Genomic DNA, 20,161 nt, shown 5'->3' on the forward strand with positions numbered 1-20,161 from the left:
CAGACCACCTGAAAGCGAGGCCGTCATGCCCCTGAAGCCGGCCATCCTGTTGCTGATCCTGATTGTCTGGAGCACAACGGCCGGCGCCCTTACCCTGACAGACGAGGAGCAAGCCTGGCTGGCTGCCCACCCGCAGCTGAGCCTGGGCGTAGATGCCTCCTGGCCGCCGTTCGAGTTTCGCGACCAGGAGGGCCGCTACCAGGGATTGGCCGCCGATTACATCGCCAAGATCCAGCAACGCCTGGGCGTGACACTGAAACCGGTCGAGCCCAGTAACTGGACCGAGGTATTGGCACAGGCACGCGAAAACCGTATCGACTTGCTGCCCGGCATCATGTCGACCCCAGAACGCCAGGCCTACCTGTCCTTCACCAGGCCCTACCTGGACTTTCCCATCGTGATCCTCGCCCACAAGGGCGGCGCTCAACCGCGCAACCTGCAAGACCTGTATGGGCTGAAAATTGCCGTAGTCGAAAATTATGCGCCACATGAGTTGCTGCGCACCCACCACCCAGACCTCAACCTGGTGGCACTGCCTAACGTCAGCTCGGCGCTGCAGGCCCTGGCCACCGACCAGGTGGATGCTGTGGTCGGGGACTTGGCATCGAGTATCTGGAGCCTGCGCCAGCTGAAGCTCGATGGCCTGTATGTCAGCGGTGAAACACCCTATCGCTATCAGCTGGCCATGGCCGTGCCGCGCAACAATCCCGTACTGGTCGGCATTCTCGACAAAGTGATGGCCGACATGAGCAGCGGCGAAATCAGCGAGATCCAGCAGCGCTGGGTGGGCAATGTGGTTGACCAGCGGATGTTCTGGTCCGACTTGCTGGTGTACGGCCTGCCAACCGTGCTGTTCCTGATGGGCGTACTGGCCATTGTCATCCGCATCAACCGCCGGCTCAGCTCGGAAATTTCCCGCCGCATTGCCCTGGAGCAGGAGCTGCGCAGCAGCGAATACCACTACCGTGGGCTGGTCGAAAGCCTTTCAGCCATTGCCTGGGAAGCCGACGCCAATGACTATACCTACAGCTATGTGTCACCCCACGCCGAGGGCCTGCTCGGCTACCCGCTGACCGACTGGCTGAAACCGGGCTTCTGGCGCAGCATACTGCACCCGGAAGATGCCCTGTGGGCCCAGGCGTACTGCGACAGCGAAACCGCCGCTGGGCGCGACCACAGCCTCGATTACCGAGTCATCCGCGCCGACGGCCAAGCGCTTTGGGTACGCAACATCGTCAGCATGATCGAACATGGCCACCACCCCGTGATGCGCGGCCTGATGATCGACATCAGCGAAACCAAGCGCACCGAGGACGCCCTGCGGTTGTCCGAGCAAAAATTCGCCTCGGTGTTCCAGCAATGCCCCGACATCCTGCTTATCGCACGCCACAGCGATGGCTGCCTGCTGGAGGTGAACGAGGCGTTCGAGGAACAGATCGGCCTGGCGCCGGACCAGGTGATCGGCCGTACCGCTACCGAGCTCAACCTGTGGGGCGTGGAAGGCAGCGGACCACGGGTGCTGGAGCGCCTGCACCAAGGCGGTATCCGCAACCTGGAAATGACCTTCCGCCGCAGCAATGGCCAATTGTTTACCGGCCTGACCTCGGCGGAAACCTTCGAGCTCGACGGCACCCCCGCGTTGGTAGTGGCGGTACGCGACATCAGCCAGCTCAAGGAAACCCAGCAGCAACTGCAAACCTCTGAAGAAAAATTCGCCAAGGCCTTCCATGCCTCACCCGACGGGCTGCTGCTGTCGCGCCAGAGTGACGGCTTGCTGCTGGAGGTGAACGAAGGCTTCTGCCGCCTGACCGGCTACGATCTGAACCCGACCATCGACCAGACGTCGCTGGACCTTGGCATCTGGGTCGACCTCAACGAGCGCAAACGCCTGGTCGACCAGTTGAACCGCGACGGCTTCGTGCGTGATTTCACTTGCCACATTCGCCGCAGCGACGGGCAAATTCGCTTGTGCGAACTCTCGGCAAGGCCACTGCCGATTGCCGGGATCGACTGCATGCTGACCATCGCCCGCGACATTACCGAACGCCACCTCATGCAGGAAAAACTGCAACTGGCCGCCACGGTATTCGAGAACACTGCCGAGGGCGTACTGATTACCGACATCGACCAGCGCATCAGCGCGGTCAACCGTGCGTTCAGCGAAATTACCGGCTACAGCGAAATCGAAGCCCTCGGCCAAACGCCGCGCCTGCTCGCCTCTGGCCAGCACGACAGTGCCTTCTACGCCGCCATGTGGCACCAGTTGACCGCTGAAGGCCACTGGCAAGGCGAGATCTTCAACAAACGCAAGAGCGGGGAGCTTTACCCCAGCTGGCTGACCATCAGCGCGGTGCGCAACACCGAGCGCGAAATCACCCATTTCGTCGCAGTGTTCGCTGATATTTCCAGCCTCAAGCATGCCCAGGCCAAGCTCGACTACCAGGCCCACCACGACCCACTGACCGGCCTGCCCAACCGCGCCTTGTTCGAGAACCGCCTACAGGCTGCACTGGCCTGTGCGCAGGTGTCCAACCGACAGGGTGCGGTGCTGTTCCTTGACCTTGACCGCTTCAAGCATATCAACGACAGCCTCGGCCACCCTGTCGGCGACCTGCTGCTCAAAGGCATCGCCCAGCGCCTGAAAGAGCAGGTCCGTGACGTCGACACCGTGGCCCGCCTGGGTGGCGACGAGTTCATCATCCTGCTGCCCGGCCTGCACAAGCCCAGCGACGCCAGCTCCATCGCCAACAAATTGCTGGCTTGCTTCAACGCACCGTTCCAGGCTGGCGAACACGAGTTCTTCACCAGCGCCAGTATCGGCATCAGCCTGTATCCACAAGACGGCAGCGACGTCGCCACGCTGATCCGCAACGCCGATGCCGCCATGTACCGCTCCAAGGCCAAGGGCCGCAACCGCGTCGAGGCATACACCCGCGACCTCACCGCCCAGGCCAGCGAACGCATTGCCCTGGAGCATGAACTGCGCCGCGCCGTGGAGCGCAATGAAATGAGCCTGTGCTTCCAGCCCAAGCTCAGCCTCAAGACCCAGAGCCTGGTCGGCGCCGAAGCACTGATCCGCTGGAGCCACCCGACCTTCGGTGAGGTGCCGCCCGAGCACTTCATCCACCTGGCCGAAGAGAACGGCACCATCCTGCAGTTGGGTGACTGGGTACTGGAGCAGGCCTGCCGGCAGATGCATCGCTGGAAGCGGGACTATGAAGCGTTCGGCCCGCTTTCGATCAACCTGGCAGGCGCCCAATTGCGCCATCACGGCCTGGCCAAGCGCATCGAGCAATTACTCAAGACCTACGGCCTGAAGGCGGGCGACCTGCAGTTGGAAATTACCGAGAACTTCATCATGAGCCAGGCCGAAGAAGCCTTGGTCGTGCTCCACCAGCTGAAGAAACTGGGCGTGCAGTTGGCCATTGACGACTTCGGCACGGGCTATTCATCGCTGAGTTACCTCAAGCGCCTGCCGCTGGATATCCTCAAGATCGACAAGTCGTTCATCCGCGGCCTACCTGACGACCCCCACGATGCAGCCATCGCCCGGGCGATCATCGCGCTGGGCCGCAGCATGCAATTGACCATCATTGCCGAAGGGGTGGAAAACCAGGCGCAGCAGCGTTTCCTGGCAGCGGAAGGCTGCGAGCAGATCCAGGGCTACATCGTCAGCCTGCCACTGCCGCCAGAGGAATTCGCCGCTTCGTTCCTTCGCATAGCACTATCGGATCTTTCAGATGGCACAGGTGCGAAACCCTCGTTATAATCCGGCCACTTACTGAGGGCCTATAGCTCAGTCGGTTAGAGCAGAGGACTCATAATCCTTTGGTCCACGGTTCGAGTCCGTGTGGGCCCACCAATAAAATCAATGGCTTACGTCTAAAAACCGTAGGCCATTGGTGTTTTTGGGTCATAATTTTCCCCGTTTCGTCCCCGTTTCGTCCACATTACGCTGCGACCGCGGAAACCGCTGCCTATGCTTGTGCAAAGACAGCGAGCAACAAGAGCCCCCAACGCACGTCTCCTACCTCCGCTTGAGGATCTAACCTCCCTTTTGCCTGCAGAATCTTCGATTCCTCATCATGATGAGCTAATCAGCTGGGTTCCTTTAGTGCGAGCCTGCGGCGTATCATTCCGATCGTCAATAAATGCAGATTTGGCTGATGCGGGGCTAGTAACCCGCCGATGGACTGGGTGAGCATGGATTGTAGAGAAATGAGCTCTGATGATGCTCAACAGAAAATTACCTTTGCCTGGTGGAACACAAGTTTGGCTCCATCGGCTGTTACTCGTTCAACTCTAGAGCAACGAGATGTGGCCTGCTCTGTGATTCTGTACCTTATGGCAGTAAGCCACGCCGATTTGATAGCTTTAGGTGAGATGTCTAACGAGGATTTCGCTTACATATCTTCAAAATGTAAAACTGAGGGTTATATATTCGTGAATGAGATCTCCAAGGCAGGGAGATCGAGCTTCGATGTTTGCTACATTTACAACAGTAAGAAAATCTATATTTACTCATCAAAAGACATCACCTCGGACCGTGGGAGCTCAACCCTAAAAGTAGCAAAAAAACTAGAGCTTTTCGTCTCTGGCTCCGAATCACTGTTCCATATCTATATTTCTCACTGGCCAAGTAGACTGTGGTGCCACCAGCATGATGCCAAGCGACACTTGCTCGGCATGAGATTGCGCGACAGTATAGATGACATAATTGTTAGTGGATCGGCAAACCCTTTCGTTGTGCTGCTTGGCGATTACAACGATGAACCCTTTGATGAATCGATGAGCCAACAATTGATGGCTTCTCGAGATATAGATCTAGTCCATCGTAGGCAACATTTGCTTTACAATCCATTTTGGAAATATTTATCCAAACCTCAAAGTGAGAGCCCAATTGCTGGAAGCTATTACTATAAATCCGGAGAAGTAACCCGTTGGCACACCTTTGACCAAGTGATTTTTTCACATGCGTTTGTAGATGCGAGAGAGTGGCGCTTAGCAAACGACTGTGAGCACATCCTCGAATTTTCGGACTACACTCAACTGGTAAAAGACTCGTCCTCAAAATTTGACCACTTACCGGTATATGGAACAATTGAAAGGGTAGCTTAACATGGTTGATTTTATTAGTTCTCTAGAAAAAGGCTTAGGAGCCGCCCAACAGGCGGAAAGGAATAAAGCTGAGATTCGCTCAGTATTTAGCAACTTGAACGATCAACTCCTCCAGGCATTTGATGGAAAACTAGAGATCCACATATACACTAAAACAAATCCTTTCTCAGTTTTAGTAGGAATTTCAGGGGGGCAGCCAAAACCTGACTATCAGTTTATCGGCGCAAAAAATCCACTTGCTGAAAACAAGGATGCCGTTGAAATCGCTGGCTGGAAGTTAGACCCTAATGGTTATCCTTGCAAAATTGTAAGCGATGAATCTGAAAACTACTGTGAGAACAAGGAAGCACTTGAACAGGCGCTTCAGCACTTACTCAGTCGCCCCGATGTTGGAGAAAAACTCTACTCTCTGATGAAGCGAAAGCTGAAGCCTGACGCTTGATCTCCGCACAATCCAGAGCAACCCGTCAGACGACGGGTTTCTGTGCGCAAATATCTCTCTTAGTAAAGTGCACGATAAATCCCCTATTTCGCTCCCGCAGCCGCGCTTTTGTATGCCGAGAGCCCTAAGACCGAGTCATCCTTTTCCGCATTCTCTTTAAGCCTTTTCAAAGCTTTTATTCTATTTTCACTAATATCCAGCTCTGAGAGCATTTCATACTCCTCAGAAAACTCAAGCTGCTCTCCAGCCAAGACCCACAGACTTAGCTTCAACAACTCCAAAAAACTAGCCTGCAAATTTATTACATCTATCGAGACTCGATATAGCGATTTTTCATCGCGCATAGCCAGAAGCGAATCAATCCCCTCATTCACCTCTCCCAACTTTCTGGTTATTACCTTAACCCAATATCTTTGATTTACAGTAAACGTATGCGAAATCTCAGGGTAGTACTTTTCAAGCAAAGGCAAACTTATGCTGGAATGCAAATTGTGTCCACTAGGACGACTCTTCCGTTCTAAATGCTCGGATATTTCCGACAGTTCCCTAAGCATATGCTTGCAAATATCTTGCAGTTCATGAATATCTTCATAACAGCAATCTACTTTATTGCTTTTAGTTTTACCCTCCTTGCGCAAAGTCACTATTTGGTTTAGTCCAAAGCCCACTCCAGTCCCAAGCAGCGTAGTTATTATCGGCAGATACTTATCCAACGATGATTTTGCCGTACTGTTCAAATCTATGAACTGCAAGCACTGAGCGAAACTTTCAATATCCATATTCCTACCATTACTTTGGTCTAGAGGCGGCAGTATGCCATACGCGCTCGCTGGCGGAAGGGAGGGAGGGAGGTGCCCCGCTCGTAAAATCTCATTTGGAAAAAAAATTGGTCGGAAAATCACTTATCCCCCTCCCGCCGACGCACTACCCGTCGCAAAAAAGTGCAATGGCCGTGGGTAGTGCAATTGAACGCCCAGCCCAGGCCCGCTACGGGCTCTGGCAGCTGATCGGCTATTGCACTGAGTGCAAAGTTTTGCAATGGAATGCAAAGCCATTGCACGAGAAACTGGCAGCTCGTAGCCGCGCTCTGCGGCATTAGACTCAATGGCAGTAGGGGTGCGCTCGGATTTTTTCAGAATGCACCGCTCAATTTTGGCGTTGCTTTTTCTGATCCAATGGGCGCTGATGAATCGAGCGCCGCCCGTGGTGGCAGGGGTTTCAGGCCTGACGCTAGGGATTGGGCAGTTGCACTCAACTGCACGTCAGGGGTGATTGCGGCGACGCCGAATGATGAGTTTGGCTCGCTTAAAGGACACTGCGAAAAATTCGCGAATGCCACCGAGGCCGATCACTCGGACCCGGCAGCTATCGTGCTAACAGCTTTGCTCGCCAGGTGGGGGGTAGGCTCAGGGTTTGGCGCTCAGGGTCTTGAGCTTGTGCAACGCAGCGGGCGAGTTCACTGCCACCTCTTTCGAGAGTGAACCAGGAACAGTAACCAAGGCTGGCGGTGGCGCGACCTTCTCAGCACCGCCAAACAGCTTCTCGAACTCTTTCCCGAATGCCCTCCAGACAAGTTCATTCTTCTTTTCTTCTCTCTCACGCGAGCCGCTACAGTTACGCAACAAACCGTCATTCACTTCCAGATCGCGGATAGATAGCGCTCTGGTCAATGCAAAAATTTGCATCAGCTCTTCGCGCAAGCCGTCACGGGCAAGCATACTTGCAAGCTGTGCTTGCCAATACGCATTGTTAAGTGAATTATGCTCATTGCCAAATTTATTACGCACCTCTGCCAATTGCAGAATCAAACTTCTCTCAAGACTGGCCCGCGCCTCAACAGTGGCACGCATGGCTTTGGCTTCCTTTCTAAGCTTTTCGGCGCGCTCAATTTCTTCATTGACTTTGGCATGGTCGATACCCCCCATTCCTGCGAGCCTTTTCCAAGACGCATCAGTACGATTAGCTTGCCCTTCAAGCTCAGCGGCTTTCTGTAGCAGACGCTGGTTCTCTTGCGTGACTTCCACGAGCTCACTTTGCAGATCGACATACGAAGTTTTATTAGCTTCAAAGCAATTTACGCGACGCTGCAATTCAGGTGTCAGGTTTTCGATATCAAAGGCTTTAGCTTCCACAGAATTACTCCTAAATGTTTATGTGAGATTTAACGCAACCATATAAAAGTTCGGTTAGAGCACTCGTTTGGTTGACCTGACTTGATACTTACGTTCTTTGAAGGCCCTCACCTGAACGCTAACCTCCCGCGTAACGCGCTTCAGGCTTGCGGCCAGCACCTTGCTCATGGGTGCAGTACGCATCGGCACGGTCTTTGTGCGATAGGTGGCATTATTCGCTTTCTTGGAGAAATAGAGTTCCTGGGTTCCGAGACTGGTGGGTTCATCAGTAACAGCAAGGCCTGTCATATAAGCCCGACCAGACCCAGCAAAATTTGGCGTTATCTCGACGCTAGAAAACAACTTTTCTCCGTCGCGATTCAACTGGAGCAAGCGGGCGTTTGGCTTCATCTGTACTTCTAATGCTACTTGGCCCTTTGCAAGCCCAGTATCATTATCGACCAAGCGTACAGAGTAAACTGTACCGTGCGCTCCACTGCCGCGCTGGTTATCGACCCAGATAACAGCGGTGTATTTAGATGGCGAATAGGTTTCGGCACAGTCACGTAAATCCTGCGCTTTGATTTCTCGCCCGTCAGCAGTCGGGCCACTCGTAGCGACACGCTTCCAGGAAGTAACAAGTGATCGGGGCATTAAGAGCCTCACTTAGCGAAGGTAGTTAGTCTAAAAGTGCATCACTGGAAACATGCACAGCATGTCGCACCAACATGTTAATATTAACATACAGCAGACAGCTATCCGTCCTTTTGAGGCGCAACTAATGCGGATTTATTGTGGATCTTGTGGGAATAAGGCACGTATTTCCAGGATTGAAGAAGAATCACCAACCTACGCAAAACTCTATTGCATGTGTCTTGAGCCGCACTGCGGGCACAGCTTTGTTTCAGAGTTCAGTTTTTCTCATACTCTAAAGCCTTCAAATTTAAAGACAGTAGGGAGCACAGTTATTGATCGAATCTTGCAACTCACTGAGGAACAGCAAAGACACATACTCCAGCAGCTGGACCTATTGCCATGACTAGGGCCGTACCTGGTGTGCTGACATTCCAGGACCTTCAGCTGGTTACAGGTTATCAACGGCGCTCCGATGTTGAGCGGTGCTTAATAGGTCAAGGGGTAAGGATATTCCGTGGTCGCTCTGGCCCCTGGACAACTATCGATCTCATCAATCAGGCGGGCGGCATCAAACCGGGCAGCGATGATAAGTACGGTGCAGATATCATTTGATGCCAGACGGCAACGGCTCAAAGCGGCTCGCCAAGGGGGTGGGGGCCCCGGTCGGTAGCTTGCGTCAACCCCACCACCTGGCGTGCAAAACGCTCGCGTAGGTCAAAGCTTCAGATATCTGTCAACAAAAACCACCGACACCCCCTATTTACCGCGTCTGATTTCAAAAAACGGGGAACGCGGGATTTTCGGGAAAACCCTTCTAGAATGGGGCCTCCAGAGCATTTTTCTGTTCCCGCATTTTTTTGACCGGGAACAGAATGGGTGGGACGTACCCTATTAAACAGAGTTGTGTTCCCATGTTCCCACTCTTGTGTTTTAAATGGGAACGCCAGAAGCCCCGTATTCTCTGGCCGTTCCCGATGTTCCCGGTGTTCCCGATCAAAAACAGCACTGCGCTCGTGACTTATAGGGGAGCGCGGCCGGCTTACCCCTCTTTCTCTAGCCTATCGGGGTCAATCACGTAAAAACGGGAATTCCCACCACCTGGCGTGCGTCGCTTTTTCGTCCACCGATTGTCTTCACTATCCATTTGTACCAAGGCTTCCACGCCGATCAAGGCGCGTACTATTCGAGCCTGGCTAAATCCAGATGCTGCCTCTTTAAGACCAGGTGGATTAAACAAGTAAAGGCGCTTATCGGAGTCGACCTGGTAATAACCAGCACGTTCACGAACAGTTACATTGGCATGTTCGGCGTAAATGTCTGAGAAACGACTATCACTGTGCAGGGCGATAAACTCGCTAATACCACTAAGTATTTGACGATCTTCTGCACTACCGTCACCCATAGTTTGCAGCCATTCGTTGAACAGCGTTTGGCAGCCCTTGATGGCAGTCCCTTTCGGCCATTTCAGCAGTTTGCGGCGAATAGCCGATTCACCAGCCAGCGCCATGATTGCGAAGCGATCCGCTACTCGGCCTGCCTGTGAACTCTCGGTGGTAAAGGCTTCCCGTACCTGCCGGAACGCGCTGTGCAGATCTTCCGGATGCTGAATCAGCGACTCCACGAACGCCGGGCCTACGTGGCCGTAATGCTGGGTGACGGCATCGCTCACAACCCGGTGAAACTCTTGCCCCGTCAACCCATGCACGTCATCAAAAGCGCGGTGTGCGCGAGTACCCGCATTGACATCCACCATACGCAGCTCGGCACCGGCGTGGGCGTTGCTGCCACCAATCGCGGCGTGGTCTGACAGTGAACGCTCCCCGCTGGATAGCGCCAGGACACGCCAGGTCAACTTGGCACGACCCTCTCGCTCCCTGGTCATGGTGCCCTTACCCATGCCGTTGGCGATGGCATACGCCATTTCCTGAACCCGCTTTGGGTCAGCCCGCTTGATTTCGTCCAGGATCAGGATGGTGTCATTACGCGATGCGGCCTCGATCTCGATACCGCCCTTCGATACGTCCCAGGACGCGGCGAACGCCCCAGGATTGCCCCATACGGACGCTGCGAGGAGCTGGGCAAGGGATTTACCACTCGACGAATCACCCACCAGGTGCACGCCGCCCCCATTCACCCCCACCTTGGCGAGCAAAGGGCCCGCCAGGGCACAGCAAACTGACAGGATCAACACGGGGTTGCCCACACACCGGGCGGCAATTTCGGCCTGCCAGCCGTCGACGGTGCCTTTGCTGGTGAAGATGTTGGCCGCCCTGCCAGAGTCTTGGAAACGCACGTTGTCCCCACCAATGACTCGAGACGGCAGTACAAACGCCCCCGACTCATGCCAGCCCGGCTTGCTGGTCGTAGCGATCACCAACTCAGGTGACTGGTGGCTGGCCAAGTAGGGCACGATTTGTCGGCGCTGGTGGTGCTCGATGACCAGGCCGCGACTCAGCAGCACCTTCAGTACCTCATCACCCTTCCCCCCCAGTGCCTCCATAGGCATGACCCATTCGATGCGCCGTCCCCGGTGAGTGAACGACAGCAAGCGGCCTATGGTGCCGTCCTCTGAATTAATCGTTTCAGCTTCCACATTCAAGGGGGCACAGATCCAGTGATCGACTGGAATGGCCTTCTCGTCAGGCCCGCTTTGCTTCAATCCGTGATACCAGGTGCCGGCCTTGTAGAGCTTGCCCTCCACAGTGCAAGGGTGCTCGTAAACGGCGTAGCGGGGCCGCTCCAGCTTTTCGAATGCAGGTGCTTGTGGCTCGCCCACCAGACTCAAGGTCGGGGGCTTTTCATGTGTGCTCATGGCTTGCAGCTCTTGTTGGATTGACCCGCAAGCCAGAGGTGCAGGTCGTTGAAATCGGATAGGGCGGTGGGGGCGTCAGAGGGCCACTCAGGGAAAACCACACGAGCATCGGCAGCACGAGCGGCTTGGTTGGCAGCACGCTTTCCCGGATTACTAGCCGTGCTGCGGTCATCGTCACCGGCAATAACTAGGTCAATCGTGGCGCCATAGCGCTCACGCATGGCCATGGCTACAGCCTTAAGGTTTCCGGCATTCATCGCACAGACCACCGCACACCCGGTGGTTTGGTGCAGCGTGGCGCCCGTTGCCCAACCCTCACACACATACAGGCGGCATCCCTCGGAGAGTTTGCCCAGTGGCGAATAGCAACCTTGGACACGCCCCCCCATCAGAAAGCGTTTGCTGCCATCCGGCGTGATGATCTGCAGGTTCACCAAGCGCCCGTTATCACAGAGCGGCACCACCAACCTCCCTTGCCCCAACTGGCGCACCAAGTGCGGTTTCACCCCCTTGGCCAACAGGTAGGTGTGCAGTGGATCAGCGGCCTTCGCTACTTTCCAGAGCTGCGCGGCTTCACGGGCAGCCTGGAGCTGCTTTTCCTCCTGGAGCTGTTGTTCACGCAGGCGCCAAGAGGCACGCTCGCGCTCGGACACTTGTTGGCGTTCCTGTAGCTGCTGAGCATCCGTAACCGTAAGCTTGAAGAGGCCCAGGCCCAGGCGCTCGTCCACTTCCTTGGCCGCATCCAGTTGACCGCATCCGCGCAGATAGGCCAGCAGCGACACCAGGTCGCCACCATGGGCACCGCTGTCAGCGAAATCATTCCACCGGCCTGTGTCGAGCGATACACCGAAGGAACCGGCTTGCCGATCCCCGCGAGCGATGTTCGCCGCCACCCATTCGCGGCCTTTACGCTTGCCTTCAGGAAGCCACTCGGCCAAAAGCACATCAGCCGCACTCAGGGCTCCAGCTGCTGCATGACGGATCAATTCAACAGGTCGCAAGTGGCTCATCATTTCTGCTCCTTTCGGAGAAGGCTTGTCCCTCGCGCTTGGCGTAGAGCTTCTTCGGCTTGCTGCGTTGCTTGCTGCGCCAAGTCTTCCATGTCGATGAGCACGCCTTTTGTGCCGTCAGTCTTTGGAATGGTGCGATAGGCCCCATTCTTGATCTCACGACGGATAGAAGAGATGGACTGTCCAGAGAGCTGCGATAGCTGCTCTATCGTAAGCGGGGAGCTTTTAACGCCAATTTTCATTGGACACCCCCTTGGGAAGCACCCACGGCGATGAAGCGATGGTTTTTGTCCAGCTTGTAAAAAACTCCGGCTACTAAACCTTTCTCACCTATGTAACCAACAGCAGTCCGATAGCGCTGCGCCCGACCATCCCAATACTTGAGGCGAATTTCCCCCTGCTCGCCGGCACAGACCGCTCCCCCGATTCCTGCGCTGGCCGTACCCTTGGCACCGGTAGAGGCAGTACCGTAATCACCGGCATTTGCTACCCCACAATGACCAGCAATGGCGATACCGCAAGTAAGAACAGAGGCCACACCACCGTCCCCTGCGCTGGCACGTCCCCACTCCCCTGCACTTGCTGTCCCGAACATTCCTGCCAGCGCTGAGCCCCTGTCTCCTACCACTGCCGTTCCGCTTTCGCCGGTCATGGCAGTGCCACTGTCTCCGCCAATTGCTATTCCGTAGTCGCCTGCCTGGACGCTATCTTGGTCGCCGACCAAGCGATATGTCCGAACAGGCTTCACATACCCAACTTGGGCGCTGTGAGCGTCCAGGTGCAGCACATCAAAGGCTTTTTCCAGGCAAGCCGAACCCTTCAGCGCATCACTGCGCTCTTGGAAAATGTTCATCTCAATCGTCCCGTAGTGAGGGGAGGAAGATCACAGGGCTGATACGCCTGTAACCCGCTTCGCAACAGCTCAAATCAATGGCAACCAGTGCCCCAGGTGATCAATCGGCCTGATTTAGCCGCGGCGATTTGCAGCCCATGGGTGCAGGGCACTGCCCTGCCGGGGTGTGGGCGAGCAGCCCACGCTGGTAAAGAGTCGAGCGTAGCGAGCTGAGCCCCGTAGGGGCGAAGGCATCAGGGTTGTTGATTTGGTGCTTGCTCATTGCGCACCCTTGGCTTTCCAGGGTTCGAACAATGTTCATGTGGGCGTTGTAGCGCTTGAGACGTACAGAGAGAGATGAATTTGCGCGGAGGGCGCTCAAAGCCATGCGACGGTGAGCGAGTGCGCGGATTGCAGGCGGAATGAGGGCTTTCATTGGTGGTACTCCTAACGTAGCGTTGGAGCTGCCACTGATCGTCGCCAAACGATTTAGGGTGGCAGCTGTGCGCAGGTTGGCGAACCGGGACGTTAGGCACCCGGCAGACCCGAGGGTCTCCCGCGCACAGCCACCATAAACAAGATGTACGGGCACAAAAAAAGCGCCTGCAATCGTGATGGGGGCGCCTGTGCGCCTAACAGTAATCGGGTCGCCAAACCCGGTCGCTGAATTGGCAGCGACGAGAGAACGATAGCGGCGCACGCGTAACTTTGCAACCCTCGGAGGGGTCGCTGTGCGAATCGGCATGGCTCAACCCTTCCTGTTTGTGAGGAAGGCGTCTACGGCGTCTGCATCCCAGCGCAGGACGCGACCAGCACGGATAGGTACGGGGAAGTTGTCGGCTTTCGTCCAGCGCCAGAAGGTAGTGCGGCTTATCTGGTAAAGAGTGCATAGCTGCTCGGTGGTGGCACGGATACCAGCACGCGGAACGTTCGGAACAGGTGCATTGTCAATGGCGGGCGTCATCGTCGATTTCTCTAAGCGCTATGAAAAACCGAGACGGTGGAGCACGGGTGGATGGCAGATGTTGCATGGCCCTCCCACTCGCAATAAAGTTCCGGCTGGGCTTACGACCCAAGTCGAAATCTCTGCAACCGCTTCACCTCTCGGAACGTGTACTGGTTTTTCCATGTACGCAGGAGGGCGCTGATATCGCCTTCATCTGATAAGCCCCGGTACGGCAAATACCGGGGTTTCTTTTGCCTGCAGTACACACATATCCACGAAGTCACTCAGGTCATCACTGTCTAATTCGGGTGTTTCAGAGCTGTTCGTGGAGGTCATCCAGTGATCGAATGGTATCTACGGTTTCTCACTTAAAACAATGCGCATAGAGCGCAGAAAAGACGGTCAAGCAGCTGATTTAGAAGGGTTTTAGCTTTCTGGTTATCACTCTGAGGGATATGCACGGATATGTGGGCCACATATCCATTAACCGAGACGAAATTACCGTTCGTCGGATTTTTTTGAACGACGGGTTAACAGCACCACATTGGCAGGTGAATCGCCGTTGACCAGGCCATCTAAGTACCTACCCCACTGCTCCAGGGCCGCGCGCTTCTCCGGCAGGTAGCTATAACGGTCGTAGTGCTTTGCCTGCACTCCACTGCGGCCATGTGATAGCAGCCAAGCCCGCACCTCAGCACCGACGCCCAGGTGTGCCAGGAGTGATTCAGCCGTCACGCGGACATTCTTCCAGGTGAACGCACGGGACTTACCGGCTGCCGAAAGTGATCGACCTGCATCGATAAACATGGCCGAGACAGTATTTGGATTAGCAGACTTCCCGAGCGTCAGTGAGAAAGGCCCAGGGCCAATGCGGTCATCTAGCAGCGGCTCGAGGATCTGGCCGATTCGCTCGGTGATCGGTAGCAAATGCTCCCACGCTTGGAGCTTGCGCCCTTTCCCGTCCATAAGGCACAGCGTGTCGTCTGTGACAGCCTCCCATGGCACAGTGCATAGCTGGGTGAGGCGTTGACCACCCAGGTAAATGGCTGCCTTGGTGATCGCCGTGTGCCTGACGGGCAGTGTGTCGAGGTGCCTCAGAAGGGCTCCCAACTCATCAGGTGTGAGCGACTCGGTGTCACCGGCCCCAGTGCCTTGAGTGACAGGAATGTCTCTCACTGGGTTGGAGCGGATCGAAAAGACCTTGCCCTCATTGGCTATCCGCTCAGGAGCAAGGTGGGCTTTTGCAGCATGGCTGAAGGCGGCTTGCAGGTAGCGGCGTAGCTTGTCACACGTCGTGCGCATGCCGTTGGCCGATGTCCCCGCAGCCTTATGGCCAATCCCCCGCCCCTTAGGTTTACGACCCAGCACGCCTGCCAAGATGAGCTGTATATCCTCTGGCTCGATGTCGGCAGCCACACGGTCTACCAGCCCCGGATGGTAGTCCTTCACATGTAGTCGAAACATGTTGTCGATTTCCTTGGCGCTTACCCTGCCCTCTGCCACCATTTTGCTCACGTAGCTATCCAGCAGATCACCAAAGGTGCCCCGCCGCGCCAAAGCCTCCGCCTGGCGCTGTAGCCTAAGCCTTTCCACCTCCATCGCCGCGCTATGCTCTGCCAGGTGTTCCAGGTACTTTCCAATACCGCCTGCGGCCCCTACCTCGCCAGCCAGGCGCATAGCATCTGACCTCAGCTCATCTAATGTTCGCTCGCCTGTTCCTGGCCGGGGCTTGCGGGCTAGCGTGCCAAGCGGCAGACGCTGATCGCTGGTGGGCGTTCTCTCACGGTAGTAGGCGTTAATGGCACCGGATGCCTTGCGCTCCAGGAGCAACGTTCCTTTGCCTCGCGAACCGACTGGTTCCGACTTCCTGGTCTTGACCGCATGAGCTTCCAGGTCGGTCAATCTTGCACGTTTTGCCATTGCCTTCCCCGTTCCTTCCCCGTTTCGGACGAAAAACTAGGGTACTGACTGAAACGCCGGAAAACAAAGGAACGTGGAAACTAGCTGTTTTTACTGGATTTTATGGAATAGCAGGAACGCTACGCGACACCGAGAAACGCCACCTTAGCTCGCTCATAATCCTTTGGTCCACGGTTCGAGTCCGTGTGGGCCCACCAGCTACTGAAAAGCCGCGCGAATGCGCGGCTTTTTCGTGCCTGGCTATATGTTCGGAGCATGCTCTGGCCCCGGCGATATCTGCTTGATTCACAAATCCTGGGGGCGCTACGCACCCCTTTCGCGACACAAGGCCGCTCCTACAGGGACCGCGTCGGCGGCGGCTGGCCTTGCCCTGATTGGCATTGGCTGGCTAGGCTAGCGGGCCAACCGTAGAGACTCGCCATGTCGGATGCCCGCCTTATCACCCTGGATGAAATCGATCGCCAGCTGATCGCTCTGCTGCAGATCAACGCCCGTGAAAGCGTGGCCAACCTCGCGCGTCAGCTGGGTATCGCCCGTACCACGGTCAATTCACGCCTGGAGCGGCTGGAGAAGACCAAGGTCATTGCCGGTTACGGTGTGCGCCTTGGGCAAAGTGTGATCGGTGGCGGGCTGCAAGCGTATGTGGGGATCAAGGTGCAACCGCGCTCCGGCAAGGACGTGGTGCGGCGTTTGAGTGCCATGGGGCAAGTGCAGCAGTTGTGCGCGGTAAGTGGCGAATTCGACTACGTGGCTTGGCTGCGCACGGACTCACCCGAACAACTGGATCAGTTGCTTGACCAGATCGGCAGTGTCGACGGGGTGGAGAAAACCACCACGTCGATCATCCTCAGCAGCAAGGTGGACCGCGGTCAGCCGCTGTGAGCGGGCTGGCGGTCAGGCTTCCTGACCGTCGAGCAGGCCATCGAGGATGGCCGACAGGCTTTCGGCAGAATGCTGCATCGACCAGACAATGTCACGGCTGCGCTCGGGCGCGTGGTGTTGCGCGTAGTCAGAGGCAATCTGGTTGAGGCCACGGGCTAGCAGGCAGGCGTGGACCCAGGCGTCGGCGGCGTCAATGCCGGGGCGGATGGCGAAGAGCGGCGGGTGGCTGGCTTCGCAGTTGCAGAAGGGCTTTTCGGCGGTGGGTTTGAGTTTTTCGGGTCGGTCAGAGTCCGTCTGTTTCATGATGCAATTCCCAAATTGAGCCTTGAGGAAACTGCCTACCAACTCCTTCTCACGGGAAATAGGTGGCAGCCATGCACGGGGTGAGAACCGGCCAACTTGGAAATCCGGCCAGGCCAAAGCCTGCCCGCGCACGGCTGCCATGACACAAGCCTTGGTGCGAAGTTGAATGATGGGTTCTCACACCCAGTCGCCCTTAGAACGGCGACCCGGTGAAGTTAACCCTGAGACATTTTCCGCGCAGCCAGACCGGGGCTATAGCGGGTGTAGGGTAATTCTTTATCTCAAGTCATGGGTGTAGGACGTATCTGATCACCCAGATCGCAAGTGCTACACAGCCCGTTGTAGGAGCGGCCTTGTGTCGCGAAAGGGGTGCGAAGCGCCCCCAGGATTTGTGCATACAGCAGATGTTGCTGGGGCCGCTTTGCGGCCCTTTCGCGACACAAGGCCGCTCCTACAACGGGCAAGTCTTCGTCATAATGTATTTTTTGGAATAGATTTCGACTCATAAAACGACATTAAGACAACACTCTGCATCTTAATTACGAACCCCGCTGTCCCTAAAATGACCACCAGGCATCTCCTATACTCAGGCTCTGCTCCCCGCGCAGCCCCTCTGGCAAGGTCACTTCATGAACAAGAAAAACCGCCACCCCGCCGACGGCAAGAAGCCGATCACCATCTTTGGCCCGGACTTTCCCTTCGCTTTCGACGACTGGCTTGAACACCCGGCAGGCCTTGGCAGTATCCCGGCTGAACGCCACGGTGAAGAGGTGGCCATCGTAGGTGCGGGCATCGCCGGCCTGGTGGCGGCGTACGAACTGATGAAGCTGGGCCTCAAGCCGGTGGTCTACGAGGCCTCCAAGCTTGGCGGCCGGCTGCGCTCGCAAGCCTTCAACGGCACCGACGGGATCGTGGCCGAACTCGGCGGCATGCGCTTCCCGGTGTCGTCCACTGCCTTCTACCACTATGTGGACAAGCTAGGCCTGGAAACCAAGCCTTTCCCCAACCCGCTGACCCCGGCGTCGGGCAGTACGGTGATCGACCTGGAGGGCCAGACCTACTACGCCGAGAAGGCTGCCGACCTGCCGCAACTGTTCCATGAAGTGGCCGACGCCTGGGCCGATGCGCTGGAAAGCGGTGCCCAGTTCTCCGACATCCAGCAAGCCATCCGCGACCGAGATGTCACCCGCCTGAAAGAGCTGTGGAACAAGCTGGTACCGCTGTGGGACGACCGTACCTTCTATGACTTCGTCGCCACCTCGCGCTCGTTCGCCAAGCTGAGCTTCCAGCACCGCGAGGTGTTCGGCCAGGTCGGCTTCGGCACGGGCGGGTGGGACTCGGACTTCCCCAACTCGATGCTGGAAATTTTCCGCGTGGTCATGACCAACTGCGACGACCATCAGCACCTGGTAGTCGGCGGCGTTGAACAGGTGCCACAAGGTATCTGGCGCCATGTACCGGAGCGCTGCGTGCACTGGCCACAGGGCACCAGCCTTAGCGCACTGCACGGCGGCGCGCCGCGTACCGGTGTAAAACGTATCGCCCGCGCAGCCGACGGGCGCCTGGCGGTTACCGACAACTGGGGTGACACCCGCCACTACAGTGCCGTGCTCACCACCTGCCAGACCTGGCTGCTGACCACGCAGATCGACTGCGAGGAATCGCTGTTCTCGCAAAAAATGTGGATGGCCCTGGACCGGACCCGCTACATGCAGTCGTCGAAGACCTTCGTCATGGTCGACCGGCCGTTCTGGAAGGACAAAGACCCGCAAACCGGCCGCGACCTGATGAGCATGACCCTCACCGACCGCCTCACCCGCGGCACTTACCTGTTCGATAACGGTGACCACAAACCGGGGGTCATCTGCCTGTCCTACGCGTGGATGAGCGATGCGTTGAAGATGCTGCCGCACCCGGTGGAAAAGCGCGTACAACTGGCCCTGGATGCGCTGAAGAAGATCTACCCGAAAACCGACATTGCCGGGCACATCATCGGCGACCCGATCACCGTGTCCTGGGAAGCCGACCCGTACTTCCTCGGCGCCTTCAAGGGTGCATTGCCGGGCCACTACCGCTACAACCAGCGCATGTACGCGCACTTCATGCAGCAGGACATGCCCGCCGAACAGCGCGGCATGTTCATCGCCGGGGACGACGTGTCGTGGACACCTGCCTGGGTCGAGGGCGCGGTGCAGACTTCACTGAATGCGGTGTGGGGTATCATGAACCACTTTGGTGGCCGTACCCACCCCGACAACCCTGGCCCTGGCGACGTGTTCGACGAAATCGGCCCGATCGCCCTGGCCGACTGACACGCAGGAGGCAACATGCGCATTGCTCTGTTCCAGGGCCATCCCCAGCCGCTGGATGTACCCGGCAACCTGCAAAGGCTGCGCCAGCAGGCGCAGCTGGCAGTTGAACGTGGCGCGCAGTTGCTGGTGTGCCCGGAAATGTTCCTCAGCGGCTACAACATCGGCCTGGCTCAGGTGGAGCACCTGGCCGAGGCGGCCGATGGTCCGGCAGCCATGGCGGTGGTGGAAATCGCCCAGGCGTACCGCATCGCCATTGTCTACGGCTACCCGGAGCGCGGCGAGGACGGGGCGATCTACAACAGCGTGCAGTTGATCGACGCCCATGGGCGCAGCCTGGGCAACTACCGCAAGACCCACTTGTTCGGCGAACTGGACCGTTCGATGTTCAGCCCCGGCCCCGATCACTTCCCGGTGGTACAGCTGGAGGGCTGGAAGGTCGGCCTGCTGATCTGCTACGACATCGAGTTCCCGGAGAACGCCCGGCGCCTGGCACTGGACGGCGCCGAGCTGATTCTGGTGCCAACGGCGAACATGGCGCCCTACGATTTCACCTGCCAGGTGACCGTGCGGGCGCGGGCGCAGGAGAACCAGTGTTATCTGGTGTATGCCAACTACTGCGGGGCAGAAGGGCAGATCCAGTATTGCGGGCAAAGCAGCATCATCGGCCCGGACGGCAGCCTGCTGGCGATGGCCGGGCACGATGAATGCCTGTTGCTGGCCGAACTTGAGCATGAGCGGGTGGTGCAGGGGCGCGCGGCCTTCCCCTACCTGAGCGATCTGCGCCAGGAGCTGCACTTGCGTCGAGGCTGACGGGGGCCGCTTTCACATCGACCGCGT

Annotated in this window: 18 protein-coding genes, 1 tRNA gene and 1 pseudogene; 9 read left to right on the forward strand and 11 right to left on the reverse strand. The window is 57.0% G+C overall.

The genetic code is table 11. The annotated features are described in order from the left end of the window. The first annotated feature begins 25 nt into the window (after window positions 1–25). The 4 genes from DMX12_RS17700 (at window position 26) to DMX12_RS17710 (ending at window position 5,560) form a co-directional block, all read left to right on the forward strand. Window positions 26–3,769: a bifunctional diguanylate cyclase/phosphodiesterase gene (locus DMX12_RS17700; RefSeq protein WP_110679015.1), complete on the forward strand. Its 3,744-nt coding sequence runs from the start codon at window positions 26–28 to the stop codon at window positions 3,767–3,769. A 16-nt stretch (window positions 3,770–3,785) separates the two neighbouring features. Beyond that, a tRNA-Ile gene (locus tag DMX12_RS17705) sits at window positions 3,786–3,862 on the forward strand. Between the two features lie 356 nt (window positions 3,863–4,218). Further along, window positions 4,219–5,118 (forward strand): endonuclease/exonuclease/phosphatase family protein, encoded by a 900-nt coding sequence (locus DMX12_RS29145; RefSeq protein WP_146226848.1) that lies wholly within the window; start codon window positions 4,219–4,221, stop codon window positions 5,116–5,118. Between the two features lies 1 nt (window position 5,119). Further along, the gene (locus tag DMX12_RS17710) at window positions 5,120–5,560 is read left to right on the forward strand and encodes a hypothetical protein (protein ID WP_110679018.1); all 441 of its coding nucleotides are present in this window, start codon (window positions 5,120–5,122) and stop codon (window positions 5,558–5,560) included. 83 nt (window positions 5,561–5,643) lie between these two features. Here DMX12_RS17710 and DMX12_RS17715 read toward each other — a convergent pair whose 3' ends face one another. The 3 genes and pseudogenes from DMX12_RS17715 to DMX12_RS17725 all read right to left on the reverse strand — a co-directional run. Further along, window positions 5,644–6,339, reverse strand: a complete 696-nt coding sequence (locus tag DMX12_RS17715) for a hypothetical protein (protein ID WP_110679019.1) — start codon at window positions 6,337–6,339, stop codon at window positions 5,644–5,646. A gap of 627 nt (window positions 6,340–6,966) precedes the next feature. After that, window positions 6,967–7,692 (reverse strand): hypothetical protein, encoded by a 726-nt coding sequence (locus DMX12_RS17720; RefSeq protein ID WP_110679020.1) that lies wholly within the window; start codon window positions 7,690–7,692, stop codon window positions 6,967–6,969. A 174-nt stretch (window positions 7,693–7,866) separates the two neighbouring features. Then, a pseudogene (locus DMX12_RS17725) lies at window positions 7,867–8,325 on the reverse strand (GPO family capsid scaffolding protein); the annotation flags it as partial. Between the two features lie 127 nt (window positions 8,326–8,452). Here DMX12_RS17725 and DMX12_RS17730 point away from each other — a divergent pair. Both DMX12_RS17730 and DMX12_RS30010 read left to right on the forward strand, forming a co-directional pair. Then, window positions 8,453–8,710: an ogr/Delta-like zinc finger family protein gene (locus DMX12_RS17730; protein ID WP_256598901.1), complete on the forward strand. Its 258-nt coding sequence runs from the start codon at window positions 8,453–8,455 to the stop codon at window positions 8,708–8,710. Then, a complete protein-coding gene (locus DMX12_RS30010) occupies window positions 8,707–8,919 on the forward strand; it encodes a hypothetical protein (protein WP_110679023.1) in 213 nt (70 codons plus the stop codon). Before DMX12_RS17730 ends, DMX12_RS30010 begins: the two co-directional genes overlap by 4 nt. 427 nt (window positions 8,920–9,346) lie before the next feature. On the opposite strand, the gene DMX12_RS17740 is transcribed toward DMX12_RS30010, so the two are convergent. The 7 genes from DMX12_RS17740 to DMX12_RS17770 form a co-directional block, all read right to left on the reverse strand. Next, entirely contained in the window at window positions 9,347–11,119 is a 1,773-nt protein-coding gene (locus DMX12_RS17740) for a DUF927 domain-containing protein (RefSeq protein WP_110679024.1), read from the reverse strand. Further along, window positions 11,116–12,132, reverse strand: coding sequence for a toprim domain-containing protein (locus DMX12_RS17745; RefSeq protein WP_256598898.1), 1,017 nt, complete (start codon window positions 12,130–12,132; stop codon window positions 11,116–11,118). The genes DMX12_RS17740 and DMX12_RS17745 overlap by 4 nt, the downstream gene beginning before the upstream one ends. Next, window positions 12,129–12,371, reverse strand: a complete 243-nt coding sequence (locus DMX12_RS17750) for a hypothetical protein (RefSeq protein ID WP_110679026.1) — start codon at window positions 12,369–12,371, stop codon at window positions 12,129–12,131. Before DMX12_RS17750 ends, DMX12_RS17745 begins: the two co-directional genes overlap by 4 nt. Continuing rightward, on the reverse strand, window positions 12,368–12,982 hold the full coding sequence (locus DMX12_RS17755) for a hypothetical protein (RefSeq protein WP_110679027.1): 615 nt from the start codon (window positions 12,980–12,982) through the stop codon (window positions 12,368–12,370). Before DMX12_RS17755 ends, DMX12_RS17750 begins: the two co-directional genes overlap by 4 nt. Window positions 12,983–13,082: 100 nt before the next feature. Then, complete coding sequence (locus tag DMX12_RS17760) at window positions 13,083–13,397, reverse strand: hypothetical protein (protein ID WP_110679028.1); 315 nt, start codon at window positions 13,395–13,397, stop codon at window positions 13,083–13,085. A 312-nt stretch (window positions 13,398–13,709) separates the two neighbouring features. Beyond that, window positions 13,710–13,925 carry an AlpA family transcriptional regulator gene (locus DMX12_RS17765; protein WP_110679029.1) on the reverse strand — a complete coding sequence of 72 codons (216 nt, stop codon included), beginning with the start codon at window positions 13,923–13,925 and terminating at the stop codon, window positions 13,710–13,712. 480 nt (window positions 13,926–14,405) lie between these two features. Then, on the reverse strand, window positions 14,406–15,827 hold the full coding sequence (locus DMX12_RS17770; protein ID WP_110679030.1) for an integrase: 1,422 nt from the start codon (window positions 15,825–15,827) through the stop codon (window positions 14,406–14,408). A 420-nt stretch (window positions 15,828–16,247) separates the two neighbouring features. On the opposite strand from DMX12_RS17770, the gene DMX12_RS17775 reads away from it, so the two are divergent. Then, window positions 16,248–16,709 carry an Lrp/AsnC family transcriptional regulator gene (locus DMX12_RS17775; RefSeq protein ID WP_029887892.1) on the forward strand — a complete coding sequence of 154 codons (462 nt, stop codon included), beginning with the start codon at window positions 16,248–16,250 and terminating at the stop codon, window positions 16,707–16,709. Between the two features lie 12 nt (window positions 16,710–16,721). Here the strand turns inward: DMX12_RS17775 and DMX12_RS17780 are convergent, their stop codons facing one another. After that, the gene (locus DMX12_RS17780) at window positions 16,722–17,012 is read right to left on the reverse strand and encodes a hypothetical protein (RefSeq protein ID WP_110679048.1); all 291 of its coding nucleotides are present in this window, start codon (window positions 17,010–17,012) and stop codon (window positions 16,722–16,724) included. Between the two features lie 629 nt (window positions 17,013–17,641). On the opposite strand from DMX12_RS17780, the gene DMX12_RS17785 reads away from it, so the two are divergent. After that, window positions 17,642–19,324: an NAD(P)/FAD-dependent oxidoreductase gene (locus DMX12_RS17785; RefSeq protein ID WP_029887890.1), complete on the forward strand. Its 1,683-nt coding sequence runs from the start codon at window positions 17,642–17,644 to the stop codon at window positions 19,322–19,324. 15 nt (window positions 19,325–19,339) lie between these two features. After that, the gene (locus DMX12_RS17790; RefSeq protein WP_110679031.1) at window positions 19,340–20,134 is read left to right on the forward strand and encodes a carbon-nitrogen hydrolase family protein; all 795 of its coding nucleotides are present in this window, start codon (window positions 19,340–19,342) and stop codon (window positions 20,132–20,134) included. The last annotated feature ends 27 nt before the right edge of the window (window positions 20,135–20,161 follow it).

The sequence above is a fragment of the Pseudomonas sp. MB-090624 genome (assembly GCF_003205245.1).
GTDB classification, from domain to species: domain Bacteria; phylum Pseudomonadota; class Gammaproteobacteria; order Pseudomonadales; family Pseudomonadaceae; genus Aquipseudomonas; species Aquipseudomonas juntendi.

What these genes read in the sequence shown, in the direction of transcription:
- DMX12_RS17700 (WP_110679015.1), top strand. Translation starts at nt 26, where the DNA reads ATGCCCCTGAAGCCGGCCATCCTGTTGCTGATCCTGATTGTCTGGAGC.
- DMX12_RS29145 (WP_146226848.1), top strand. Translation starts at nt 4,219, where the DNA reads ATGAGCTCTGATGATGCTCAACAGAAAATTACCTTTGCCTGGTGGAAC.
- DMX12_RS17710 (WP_110679018.1), top strand. Translation starts at nt 5,120, where the DNA reads ATGGTTGATTTTATTAGTTCTCTAGAAAAAGGCTTAGGAGCCGCCCAA.
- DMX12_RS17715 (WP_110679019.1), bottom strand. Translation starts at nt 6,339, where the DNA reads ATGGATATTGAAAGTTTCGCTCAGTGCTTGCAGTTCATAGATTTGAAC.
- DMX12_RS17730 (WP_256598901.1), top strand. Translation starts at nt 8,453, where the DNA reads ATGCGGATTTATTGTGGATCTTGTGGGAATAAGGCACGTATTTCCAGG.
- DMX12_RS30010 (WP_110679023.1), top strand. Translation starts at nt 8,707, where the DNA reads ATGACTAGGGCCGTACCTGGTGTGCTGACATTCCAGGACCTTCAGCTG.
- DMX12_RS17740 (WP_110679024.1), bottom strand. Translation starts at nt 11,119, where the DNA reads ATGAGCACACATGAAAAGCCCCCGACCTTGAGTCTGGTGGGCGAGCCA.
- DMX12_RS17745 (WP_256598898.1), bottom strand. Translation starts at nt 12,132, where the DNA reads ATGATGAGCCACTTGCGACCTGTTGAATTGATCCGTCATGCAGCAGCT.
- DMX12_RS17750 (WP_110679026.1), bottom strand. Translation starts at nt 12,371, where the DNA reads ATGAAAATTGGCGTTAAAAGCTCCCCGCTTACGATAGAGCAGCTATCG.
- DMX12_RS17755 (WP_110679027.1), bottom strand. Translation starts at nt 12,982, where the DNA reads ATGAACATTTTCCAAGAGCGCAGTGATGCGCTGAAGGGTTCGGCTTGC.
- DMX12_RS17760 (WP_110679028.1), bottom strand. Translation starts at nt 13,397, where the DNA reads ATGAAAGCCCTCATTCCGCCTGCAATCCGCGCACTCGCTCACCGTCGC.
- DMX12_RS17765 (WP_110679029.1), bottom strand. Translation starts at nt 13,925, where the DNA reads ATGACGCCCGCCATTGACAATGCACCTGTTCCGAACGTTCCGCGTGCT.
- DMX12_RS17770 (WP_110679030.1), bottom strand. Translation starts at nt 15,827, where the DNA reads ATGGCAAAACGTGCAAGATTGACCGACCTGGAAGCTCATGCGGTCAAG.
- DMX12_RS17775 (WP_029887892.1), top strand. Translation starts at nt 16,248, where the DNA reads ATGTCGGATGCCCGCCTTATCACCCTGGATGAAATCGATCGCCAGCTG.
- DMX12_RS17780 (WP_110679048.1), bottom strand. Translation starts at nt 17,012, where the DNA reads ATGAAACAGACGGACTCTGACCGACCCGAAAAACTCAAACCCACCGCC.
- DMX12_RS17785 (WP_029887890.1), top strand. Translation starts at nt 17,642, where the DNA reads ATGAACAAGAAAAACCGCCACCCCGCCGACGGCAAGAAGCCGATCACC.
- DMX12_RS17790 (WP_110679031.1), top strand. Translation starts at nt 19,340, where the DNA reads ATGCGCATTGCTCTGTTCCAGGGCCATCCCCAGCCGCTGGATGTACCC.